The 10,959-nt window shown below is 67.5% G+C and carries 7 protein-coding genes; 1 reads left to right on the top strand and 6 read right to left on the bottom strand.

The window, feature by feature from the left end; all coding sequences use genetic code 11:
* Position 1 precedes the first annotated feature (1 nt).
* The 6 genes from prmB to argA form a co-directional block, all read right to left on the bottom strand.
* Positions 2-883: a 50S ribosomal protein L3 N(5)-glutamine methyltransferase gene (gene prmB, locus ACSFA5_RS24070; RefSeq protein WP_435446553.1), complete on the bottom strand. Its 882-nt coding sequence runs from the start codon at positions 881-883 to the stop codon at positions 2-4.
* Complete coding sequence (gene dapE, locus ACSFA5_RS24075; RefSeq protein WP_435446554.1) at positions 880-2,064, bottom strand: succinyl-diaminopimelate desuccinylase; 1,185 nt, start codon at positions 2,062-2,064, stop codon at positions 880-882. The genes prmB and dapE overlap by 4 nt, the downstream gene beginning before the upstream one ends.
* A gap of 17 nt (positions 2,065-2,081) precedes the next feature.
* Entirely contained in the window at positions 2,082-3,233 is a 1,152-nt protein-coding gene (locus ACSFA5_RS24080; RefSeq protein ID WP_435446555.1) for a PilT/PilU family type 4a pilus ATPase, read from the bottom strand.
* A 56-nt stretch (positions 3,234-3,289) separates the two neighbouring features.
* Positions 3,290-4,123, bottom strand: coding sequence for a 2,3,4,5-tetrahydropyridine-2,6-dicarboxylate N-succinyltransferase (gene dapD, locus ACSFA5_RS24085; protein WP_435446556.1), 834 nt, complete (start codon positions 4,121-4,123; stop codon positions 3,290-3,292).
* Between the two features lie 66 nt (positions 4,124-4,189).
* Positions 4,190-5,398 (bottom strand): succinyldiaminopimelate transaminase, encoded by a 1,209-nt coding sequence (gene dapC, locus ACSFA5_RS24090; protein ID WP_435446557.1) that lies wholly within the window; start codon positions 5,396-5,398, stop codon positions 4,190-4,192.
* A 36-nt stretch (positions 5,399-5,434) separates the two neighbouring features.
* Positions 5,435-6,781, bottom strand: a complete 1,347-nt coding sequence (gene argA / locus ACSFA5_RS24095; protein WP_435446558.1) for an amino-acid N-acetyltransferase — start codon at positions 6,779-6,781, stop codon at positions 5,435-5,437.
* A gap of 146 nt (positions 6,782-6,927) precedes the next feature.
* Between argA and hrpA the strand changes: the two genes are divergently transcribed.
* Positions 6,928-10,803 carry an ATP-dependent RNA helicase HrpA gene (gene hrpA / locus ACSFA5_RS24100; protein WP_435446559.1) on the top strand — a complete coding sequence of 1,292 codons (3,876 nt, stop codon included), beginning with the start codon at positions 6,928-6,930 and terminating at the stop codon, positions 10,801-10,803.
* Positions 10,804-10,959 lie beyond the last annotated feature (156 nt).

Raw genomic sequence — 10,959 nt, forward strand, 5'->3', positions numbered from 1 at the left:
GCTAACGCGTGCCGGCGCCAGCCACCAGGGCATTGCGGGTCACAAGCAAGACCTGGTCCTCGCCGGCCGAGGTTTCGAGCCACACCACTTCGAGCCGCGGAAAAGCCGTATCGAAGTGATCGCGCTCGTTGCCGATTTCCAGCACCAGCACGGCCTGTTCGCTCATGTGCGTGGGCGCGTCGGCGAACAGCCGGCGCACGAAGTCCATGCCGTCGGTGCCGCCGGCCAGAGCCAGTTCGGGCTCGGCGCGGTATTCGGCGGGCAGGGCGGCCATGCTCTGGCTGTTCACGTAGGGCGGGTTGCACAGCACCAGGTCGTACAGGCCGGGCACGTCGCGCAGGCCGTCCGATTCGATCAGCGTGACGCGCGCGTCCAGCTCGTGGCGGGTGACGTTGATGGCGGCCACTTCGAGCGCCTCGACCGACAGGTCGGCGGCAGCGACCGTCACGTCCGGATAGGTCAGCGCCGCGATCACGGCCAGGCTGCCGTTGCCGGTGCACAGGTCGAGCACACGCTGCGTGTGCTCGCCGAGCCAGTAGTCGATGCTGCCGTCGGCAATCAGCTCGGCAATGAAGCTGCGCGGCACGATGGCGCGCTCGTCCACGTAGAAGGGCATGCCCTGCAGCCAGGCCTCTTTGGTGAGGTAGGCGGCGGGCTTGCGCGTGGCGATGCGTTCGCCGATCAGCGCGGCCACCTGGGCGGCGTCGGCGGGCGACACCGGCGTGTCGGCCACGGCGTCGATGCCGTCCAGCGGCAGCTTCAGGCGCCACAGCACCAGCCAGGCGGCTTCGTCGAAGGCGTTGGCGGTGCCATGGCCGAAGGCCACGCCGGCTTCCTGCAGCCGCTGGGCGCCGGCCTCGATGAGTGCGATGACGGTGCTCATGCCGCAAGCGCCGCGTTCAGCTGCTTCACCGTGCGCACGTAGATGTTCTTCAGCGTTTCGATCTCGGCCACGTCGATGTGTTCGTCGATCTTGTGGATGCTCGCGTTCACCGGGCCCAGTTCGACCACCTGCTTGCAGATCTTGGCGATGAAGCGCGCGTCGCTGGTGCCGCCGCTGGTCGACAGCTCGGTCTCGATGCCGGTTTCGGCGCGAATGGCGCCTTGCACCGCCGCGACCAGCTCGCCCGGCGTCGTCAGGAAGGGCAGGCCGCCGATGGTCCAGGCCAGCGTGCAGTCGACCTGGTGCGCGTCGAGCACGGCGTGCACGCGCTGCTGCAGCGACTCGGGCGTCGACTCGGTCGAGAAGCGGAAGTTGAAGTCGATCACCGCGCTGCCCGGAATCACGTTGCTGGCGCCCGTGCCCGAGTGGAAATTGCTGATCTGCCAGCTGGTCGGCTGGAAGTAGGCGTTGCCGGCGTCCCAGCCGCCGGCCGCGTTCAGCGCCACCAGTTCGGCCAGCGCGGGTGCCACCGAATGCACCGGGTTCTTCGCCAGGTGCGGATAGGCGATGTGCCCCTGCACGCCCTTGACCGTGAGCTTGCCGCTCATGGTGCCGCGGCGGCCGTTCTTGATCATGTCGCCGCAGCGCTCCACCGCCGTGGGCTCGCCGACGATGCAGTAGTCGATGGTCTCGCCGCGCGCGGCCAGCGTGTTGCACACGACGACGGTGCCGTCCACGCCGGGACCTTCCTCGTCGCTGGTGAGCAGCAGGGCGAGCGTGAGCTGCGGCTCGGGCACGGCCTGCAGAAACTCCTCGATGGCCACCACGAAGGCTGCGACGGAGGTCTTCATGTCGCAGGCGCCTCGGCCGTACAGCTTGCCGTCGCGGTGCGTGGGCGTGAAGGGGTGGCTGGTCCATTGCTCGACGGGGCCGGTGGGCACCACGTCGGTGTGGCCCGCGAACACCAGCGTCTTGGTGGCCTTGGCGGGACTGGTGTCACGGGGGCGGCGCACCGCCCACAGGTTGGTCACGCGAAAGTCGGCCGGGCCGCTCTCGATGGTTTCCAGCGTGAAGCCCAGTGCCGCCAGCCGCTCGCCGAGGATCTGTTGGCAGCCCGCGTCGTCCGGTGTGACGGAGGGGCGCGAGATGAGTTGTTCGGCGAGCTGGAGCGTACGGGACATCGGAAAAAAGGCTTGGTTCAGAACTTCACGTCCAGCGTGATGTCGGTAAAGGTGGGTTCGTCGAGCTGGTCGGTCAGGGCCCGGTCTTCGACGTGCTGCTGCTTGGGCGCGGCGCGGTTCTGCAGGCGCCACATGAGGTTGGTGGGCGAGTCGGCCTGGGCCAGGCCCTCCTCGCGGCTCACGCGCTCCTCGATGACGAGGCGGGCAATGTCTTCCTCGAAGGTCTGCGAGCCTTCGGCCATCGACTTTTCCATGGCCTCCTTGACGGCGGAGAAGTCGCCCTTTTCGATCAGCTCGGCCACCAGTGCGGTGTTGAGCAGCACCTCGAACGCGGGGATGCGGGCGCCGGCCGATGTGCGCAGCAGGCGCTGCGACACGACCGCGCGCAGCGCGGCACCCAGGTCGCCCAGCAGCGTGGCGCGCACCTCGACGGGGTAGAAGCTCAGGATGCGGTTCAGCGCGCGGTAGCTGTTGTTGGCGTGCAGCGTGGCCACGCACAGGTGGCCCGACTGCGCATAGGCGATGGCGGCGGACATGGTGTCGCGGTCGCGGATTTCGCCGATCTGGATCACGTCGGGCGCCTGGCGCAGCGCGTTCTTCAACGCGATGTGCATCGACTCGGTGTCGCTGCCCACGTCGCGCTGGTTCACCACCGATTTCTTGTTGGTGAAGGTGAACTCGATGGGTTCCTCCACCGTCAGGATGTGGCCGCTGGCGTGCTCGTTGCGGTAGTCCAGCATCGAGGCCAGCGTGGTGGTCTTGCCTGCGCCGGTGGCGCCCACCATCAGGATCAGCCCGCGCTTTTCCATGACGAGCGTCTTCAGGATGTCGGGCAGGTTCAGGTCGGCAAAGCTCGGAATGACGGCGCTGATGTGGCGCACCACCACCGCGTAGCTGCCGCGCTGGCGCATCGCGCTCAAGCGGTAGTTGCCGGCACCTTCGAGCGCCACGGCCATGTTCAGTTCGCCCGTGCGTTCCAGTTCCTGGATGCGCTCGGCGGGCACCACTTCGGACAGCAGCGCCAGCGGCGCCGTGGCCGGCAGCACCTGCGCGTTGATGGGCACGCAGTTGCCGTTGATGCGGATCAGCACCGGGGAGTGGGCCGAGAGGTAGATGTCGGAGGCCTTGCGCTCGGCCATCAAACGAAGAATTCGCTCCATCATGTTCATCGGTCTCTCTCCTCGGGTGCTGTTGTTGTCGAACGGGACGAAAGCAGGGGAGGGGGTCAGTCGCGCAGCAGGTCGTTCAGGCTGGTCTTGGAGCGCGTTTGTGCATCGACCGTCTTGACGATGATCGCTGCGTAGGTGCTGTAGTCCTGGCCCGACTTGGTCTTCTTGGGCAGGTTGCCGCTGATGACGACGCTGCCCGACGGCACGCGGCCGAAGAAGGTCTCGCCGGTGTCGCGGTTGAAGATCGGCGTGCTCTGGCCGATGTACACGCCCATGCCGAGCACCGAGTTCTCTTCGATGACCACGCCTTCGACCACTTCCGAGCGCGCGCCGATGAAGCAGTTGTCTTCGATGATGGTGGGGCCGGCCTGCAGCGGCTCGAGCACGCCGCCGATGCCGACGCCGCCCGACAGGTGCACGTTGGCGCCGATCTGTGCGCACGAACCCACGGTGGCCCAGGTGTCGACCATGGTGCCTTCGCCCACGTAGGCACCGATGTTCACGTAAGAGGGCATCAGGATCGCACCCTTGGCGATGAAGCTGCCGCGGCGGGCCACGGCCGGCGGCACGATGCGCACGCCCGATTCCTTCAGCTCGGCGGCCGACAGGTGCGAGAACTTGGTCGGCACCTTGTCGTAGAAGCCGAGCGAGCCGGCCTGGATCTGCTCGTTGTCCTTCAGGCGGAACGACAGCAGCACGGCCTTCTTGATCCACTGGTGCACCGTCCACTGGCCGACGCTTTCACGGGTTGCCACACGCAGCTTGCCGTTGTTCAGCTCGGTGATCACGTGCTCGACGGCATCGCGCACTTCGGCGGACGCTGCGGTGGGCGAGATGTTGGCGCGGTCGTCCCACGCGGCGTCGATGATTTGTTGCAGTTGCTGGGTCATGGAGAAAGTCTCGGGTGAAGAATGGATGCGGGGACAGCGGTTGGACTGGCGGGCGGATCGGCGGGATCAGCGCCCGCCCTTGACGAATCGGACGATGCGTTCGGCGGCCTCGACGCACTCTGCGGTTTCGGCCACCAGCGCCATGCGGATGCGGCCCCGGCCGGGGTTGGCGCTGTGGTCGGTGTCGCGCGCCAGGTAGCTCCCCGGCAAAACCGTGACATTGTATTGAGCGTAGAGCGCGCGGGCGAAGGCCTCGTCGTCGCCAGCCCACACTTCGGGCACGCCGGCCCAGAGGTAGAAACTGGCGTCGGGCAGGCGCACGTCGAGCACCGGCTCGAGCAGCGGCGTGACGGCCGCGAACTTGGCGCGGTACTTGGCGCGGTTCTCGACCACGTGGGCTTCGTCGCCCCAGGCCGCGATGCTGGCCGCGCCCACGGTGCCGCTCATGGCGCTGCCGTGGTAGGTGCGGTAGAGCAGAAATTTCTTGATGAGGGCGGCGTCGCCCGCCACGAAACCGCTGCGCAGGCCCGGCACGTTGCTGCGCTTGGACAGCGAGGTCAGGGCGATCAGGTTCCTGAAGTCGGGCCGGCCCAGCTTCACCGAGGCTTCCAGGCCGCTGAGCGGCGGCTCGTCGCGAAAATAGATTTCGCTGTAGCACTCGTCGGCCGCGATCACGAAGCCGTGGCGGTCCGACAGCGCGAAGAGCTTTTGCCACTCGTCCAGCGGCATCACGGCGCCCGTCGGGTTGCCCGGCGAGCAAACGAACACCAACTGTGTGCGGGCCCAGATGGCCTCTGGGACGCTGTCCCAGTCGACCGCGAAATTGCGCGCGGGCACGCTGGGCACGTAGTACGGCTCGGCCCCCGAGAGCAGGGCCGCACCTTCGTAGATTTGATAGAACGGGTTGGGCGAAATCACCACCGGCTTCGGCAACGCGGTGGGGTCCACCACGGTCTGCGCCAGCGAGAACAGCGCCTCGCGCGAACCGTTGACTGGCAGCACCTGGGTGGCCGGGTCCAGCGCCAGGCTGTAGCGGGTTTGAAGCCAGTCGGTGAAGGCGGTGCGCAGTTTCAGGTCGCCGGCGGTGGCGGGGTACGCGGCCAGCGCGCCGAGGCTGGCGCTCAGGGCCTCCTTGATGAACGCCGGCGTGGCGTGCTTGGGTTCACCGATACCCAGGCTGATGGCAGGGAAGTCGGGGTTGGGCGTGACGCCCGCGAACAGTTGCTTCAGCCGCTCGAAGGGATAGGGCTGCAACCTGGAAAGCAAGGGATTCATGCCCGGATTATCGGCGACGGGGTGGCGCCCGCACGGTCAGATCTTCTTGACGAGCACCTGGCTCTTGCGGTCCCAGTTGTACTTGCGCTTGCGCGCCTCGGGCAGCCAGTCGGGGTTGACCTGCTGGAAGCCGCGCTTCAGGAACCAGTGCATGGTGCGCGTGGTGAGCACGAAGATGCTTTCCAGTCCCATGGACTTGGCGCGGTGCTCGATGCGCTTCAGGATGCGTTCGCCGTCGCCCTGCGACTGCGACAGCGGCGAGACCGTCAGCGCGGCCATCTCGGCGGTCTTCTCCTCCGGGTACGGGTAGAGCGCCGCGCAGCCGAAGATCACGCCGTCGTGCTCGATCACCGTGTAGTGACCCACGTCGCGTTCGATCTCGGTGCGGTCGCGCTTGACCAGCGTGCCGTCGCGCTCGAAGGGCTCGATCAGCTGCAGGATGCCGCCGATGTCGTCCACCGAGGCTTCGCGCAGGCTTTCGAGCTTCTCGTCGATCACCATGGTGCCTACGCCGTCGTGCACGTACACCTCCAGCAGCAGCGAGCCGTCGAGCGCGAAGGGCAGGATGTGGTTGCGCTCCACGCCGGCCTTGCAGGCCTTCACGCAGTGCTGCAGGTAGAAGGCCGTGTCGGTCGGCTTTTGCGCGGGCGGCAGCGAGGCGAGCAGCTTCTCGGCGGCGTCCAGCGGCAGCTCGGTGTCGATCGGGTTGTCTTCGCTCTCGGGCAGCTCGCTGTCCATGCGGATGCCCGGAATCTCCGTCAGGAAGATCAGCTTGTCGGCCTGGATCGAGATGGCCACGCTGGTGGCCACTTCTTCCATCGTCAGGTTGAAGGCCTCGCCGGTGGGCGAGAAGCCGAAGGGCGACATCAGCACCATCGCGCCGAAGTCGAGCGTGCGGCGGATGCCGGCCGAATCGACCTTGCGCACCAGGCCCGAATGCTTGAAGTCCACCCCGTCGACCACGCCCACGGGGCGCGCGGTGATGAAGTTGCCCGAAATCACGCGCACCGTGGAGCCGGCCATCGGCGTGTTCGGCAGGCCCTGGCTGAAGGCCGCCTCGATCTCGTAGCGCAACTGGCCGGCAGCCTCCTGCGCCGAGTCGAGCGCCACCTCGTCGGTGATGCGGATGCCGTGCGAGTAGCGCGCTTCGTGGCCCTTGGCCGCGAGCTGTTCGTTGACCTGCGGGCGAAAACCGTGCACCAGCACGATCTTGACGCCCATGCTCTGTATCAGCGCCAGGTCTTGCGCAATGTTCTGCAGCTTGCCCGCCGCGATCGCCTCGCCCGCGAGGCCGACCACGAAAGTCTTGCCGCGGTGCGTGTGGATGTAGGGCGCGACCGAGCGGAACCACGGCACGAAGGTGAAATTGAAGACGGTGGACATGGGGCGTGATTGTGCATTCATGAGACGTCGTTTGCCTGACTCGCGCCCTGCGGTTTCGCAGGCGGTCGAGGCCCCTCTGCACCGAACGCCCCGGGCACCGATAATCGACGGTTTGCCCGCCGCGCCAGCCCGACGACTGCCTTGCCTTGACGACCACGACCCCCTCCGCTCCCTTGCGCATCGAATTCCCCGAATCGCTCCCCGTCTCGGGCCGGCGCGACGAAATCATGGCCGCCATCCAGGCGCACCAGGTCGTGATCGTCTGCGGCGAAACGGGCTCGGGCAAGACCACGCAGCTGCCGAAGATCGCGCTCGCCCTGGGCCGCGGCAAGCTCAACGCCGAGCCCGGCAAGGGCCGCCTGATCGGCCACACGCAGCCGCGCCGCATTGCCGCGAGCTCGGTGGCCAAGCGCATCGCCGAAGAGCTGAAGACGCCGCTGGGCGATGTGGTCGGCTTCAAGGTGCGTTTTCAGGACCGCCTGAGCCGCGATGCCTCGGTCAAGCTGATGACCGACGGCATCCTGCTGGCCGAGACGCAGACCGATCCGCTGCTCAAGGCCTACGACACGCTCATCATCGACGAGGCCCACGAGCGCTCGCTGAACATCGACTTCCTGCTGGGCTACCTGCGCGAGATATTGCCGCGCCGGCCCGACCTGAAGGTGATCGTCACGTCGGCCACCATCGACGCCGATCGCTTCGCGCAGCATTTCGCTTCCTCCAAGGGACCGGCTCCGATCATCTACGTGTCCGGGCGCACCTTTCCGGTGGAGCAGCGCTACCGCCCGTTCGAGGAGTCGCGCGAGCACGACCTGAACGACGCCATTGCCGACGGGGTCGACGAGCTATGGCGCGACCCGCACAACGCGGGCGACATCCTCATCTTCCTGCCGGGCGAGCGCGAGATTCGCGAGGCGGCCGACCACCTGCGCCGCCACCTGAGCAACCAGCCGCTGTTTCGCAACGCCGAAGTGCTGCCGCTGTTCGCGCGGCTGTCGGGCCCCGAGCAGGACCGCATCTTCGACAGCCACACTGGCCGGCGCATCGTGCTGGCCACCAACGTGGCCGAAACCTCGCTCACCGTGCCGGGCACGCGCTACGTGATCGACACGGGCACGGCGCGCGTCAAGCGCTACAGCTTCCGCAGCAAGGTCGAACAGCTGATGGTCGAGCCGATCAGCCAGGCTGCGGCCAACCAGCGCGCCGGTCGCTGCGGGCGCGTGGCGGACGGCATCTGCATCCGGCTGTACGACCAGAAAGACTTCGACGGCCGCCCGCGCTTCACCGACCCGGAAATCCTGCGCTCCTCGCTGGCGGGCGTGATCCTGCGGATGAAGTCGCTGCGCCTGGGCGACGTGTCGCGCTTCCCGTTCCTGGAAGCGCCGTCCCCGCGCGCCATTGCCGACGGCTACCAGCTGCTGAACGAGCTCGGCGCGGTCGACGACGCGAACGAGCTCACGCCCATGGGCGGCGAGCTGGCCAGGCTGCCGCTCGATCCGCGCGTCGGGCGGATGATCCTGGAAGCCCGCTCGCGCGGTGCGCTGGAAGAAGTGCTCGTCATCGCGTCGGCCCTGAGCGTGCAGGACGTGCGCGATCGCCCCATGGAGGCACAGCAGCAGGCCGACCAGGCGCATTCGAAATTCGACGACGAGAAAAGCGAGTTCAGCGGCTACCTGCGGCTGTGGAAGTGGATCGGCGACGCACGCGGTGGACACGGCGACACCCACAAGCTCAGCAACCGGCAGTACGAGCAGCTGCTGCGGCAGAACTTCATCAACATCCGCCGCGTGCGCGAGTGGCGCGACATTCATTCGCAGCTGCTCACGGTGGTCACCGAGCACAAGTGGCGCATCAACCCGGAGCCCGCGGGCTATGAGCCGCTGCACCTGTCGATGCTGGCCGGCCTGCTGGGCAACGTCGGCTGGAAGCTCGAGGACGATGAGGCCTACCTCGGCGCGCGCGGCATCAAGTTCTACAAGCACCCCGGCGCCCACCTGAAGAAAAAGCCGGGCCGCTGGATCGTCGCGGCCGAACTGGTCGAGACCACGCGGCTCTTCGGCCGCGGCGTGGCCAACATCGAGCCGCAGTGGCTCGAGCAGGTGGCGGGGCATCTGCTGAAGAAGCAGTTGCTCGACCCGCACTGGGAGAAGAAGGGCGCACAGGTCTCGGCGCTGGAGCGCGCCACGCTGTACGGCCTGGTGGTCTACAGCGGGCGGCGCGTCGATTTCACCAAGGTCGACCCGGTGGCGGCGCGCGAGATCTTCATTCGCGAAGCGCTGGTCGGCGGGCAATGGGAAAGCAAGTTCCCGTTTCTCGTTGCCAACCGCAAGCTGGTGCGCGAGGTCGAGGGGCTGGAGCACAAGGCGCGCCGGCAGGACGTGCTGGTCGACGACGAACTCATCTTCGCCTTCTACGACGCGCAGTTGCCCGCCGACGTGGCCAGCGGCATCACCTTCGAGAACTGGTACCGCCACGCCTCCCGGGAGCAGCCGCGCCTGCTGTTCCTGACGCGCGACGAATTGATGCGCCACCAGGCAGCCGGCATCACGACGCAGTCGTTCCCGCCCACGCTGCGCCTGGGCGGCGTGGACTGCGCGGCCACCTACCTGCACGAGCCGGGCGACGCCAGGGACGGTCTCACGGCGAGCGTGCCGCTGTTCGTGCTCAACCAGGTCAACGAAGAGCGCTGCGAGTGGCTGGTGACGGGCATGCTCAAGGACAAGATCCAGGCGCTGCTCAAGAGCCTGCCGCAGCGCCCGCGTTCGCGGCTGGTGCCGCTGCCCGAATCGGCGGCGAAGCTGGCCGAGGCGCTGTCGGTGCCCGAGCTGTTCGGCACGGGTTCGCTGACCGACGTGCTGCTCAAGCGCGTGCGCGACATGACCAGCATCGATGTGAAGCGCGCCGATTTCAAGCTGGACATGCTGGCGCCGCACCTGTTCATGAACCTGTGCGTGATCGACGAGCACGGGCGCCAGCTGGGCATGGGGCGCAATCTCGGTGCGCTGAAAGCCGAGCTGGGTGCGCAGGCGCGCGGTGCCTTCCAGGCGCTGGCGGGGCTGAACGTGAAGGCGTCGCCGGAGCAGAAGGCGGCGGCCGCTTCCGACGATCGTTCGGCGCAGCCCGCGAAGAATGCCGGCGCACCCGCAGCGGCGGCACCGATCGCACTTCCGGCCGGCCAGCGCTACACGGGATGGACCTTCGGCGAACTGCCCGAACTGATGGAAGTGCGCCGCGGCGCGCAGTCGCTCGTCGGCTTTCCTGCGCTGCGCGACGAAGGCGATGCGGTGACCATCGAGGTGTTCGACGAGCCCGCCGTGGCTGCCAGCAAGCACCGCGCCGGCCTGCGCCGCCTGTTCGCGCTGCAGCTGAAGGACGCGCTCAAGTACCTCGAGAAGAACATCCCCGACCTGCAGAAGATGTCGGTGGCCTACATGCCGCTGGGCAGTTCCGAGGAACTGCGCACGCAGATCGTCGACGTGGCGATCGACCGTGCCTTTCTGCAGGAACCGCTGCCCACCGACGAGTTCGCGTTCAAGAAGCGGCTGGAGGAGGGGCGCGGGCGCCTCACGCTGATTGCGAACGAGGTGGCGCGGCTCGCATCGACCGTCCTCGTCGAGTACGCCGCTGCTGCACGCAAGATCAAGGACACGAAGATCCAGCCCGACGCCGTGCAGGACGCCGCGCAGCAGTTGCAACGCCTTGTCGGCAAGCGCTTCATCGCCGATGCGCCGTGGACGCAGTTGCAGCACTTCGCGCGCTACCTGAAGGCCATCGTGCTGCGCCTCGACAAGCTGCGCGCCGACCCCGCGCGCGACGCCGCCAAGCTGGCCGAGCTGAAGCCGCAGGACCAGCGCTACTGGCGCCTGGTCGCCGAGCGCAAGGGCGTGGTGGACGACCGCATGCTCGAGTTCCGCTGGCTGCTGGAGGAGTTGCGGGTGAGCTTCTTCGCGCAGGAGCTGCGCACGCCGCAGCCGGTGAGCGTGAAGCGCCTGGACAAGGCCTGGGCGCAGCTGCAGGCCTGAGCCGCGCACCGGCGCGCGAACGAAAAAAAGCCCGCTTTCCAGGCTGTGTAAATAGTCTGCATCGAGTCGACGAGAAGTGCCCTCCAGGCGTTGGTCTGGAGGGCATTTTTCATTGGAGACTGACCCATGGGACATCGACACGGACAGGACCGAGGC

Origin of the sequence: Variovorax monticola (genome assembly GCF_051216855.1) — a bacterium.
Lineage (GTDB): Bacteria > Pseudomonadota > Gammaproteobacteria > Burkholderiales > Burkholderiaceae_C > Variovorax.

Bases quoted from the DNA above. Each gene is read 5' to 3' on its own strand.
- prmB (WP_435446553.1), bottom strand. From the start codon at position 883: ATGAGCACCGTCATCGCACTCATCGAGGCCGGCGCCCAGCGGCTGCAG.
- dapD (WP_435446556.1), bottom strand. From the start codon at position 4,123: ATGACCCAGCAACTGCAACAAATCATCGACGCCGCGTGGGACGACCGC.
- dapE (WP_435446554.1), bottom strand. From the start codon at position 2,064: ATGTCCCGTACGCTCCAGCTCGCCGAACAACTCATCTCGCGCCCCTCC.
- argA (WP_435446558.1), bottom strand. From the start codon at position 6,781: ATGTCCACCGTCTTCAATTTCACCTTCGTGCCGTGGTTCCGCTCGGTC.
- dapC (WP_435446557.1), bottom strand. From the start codon at position 5,398: ATGAATCCCTTGCTTTCCAGGTTGCAGCCCTATCCCTTCGAGCGGCTG.
- ACSFA5_RS24080 (WP_435446555.1), bottom strand. From the start codon at position 3,233: ATGAACATGATGGAGCGAATTCTTCGTTTGATGGCCGAGCGCAAGGCC.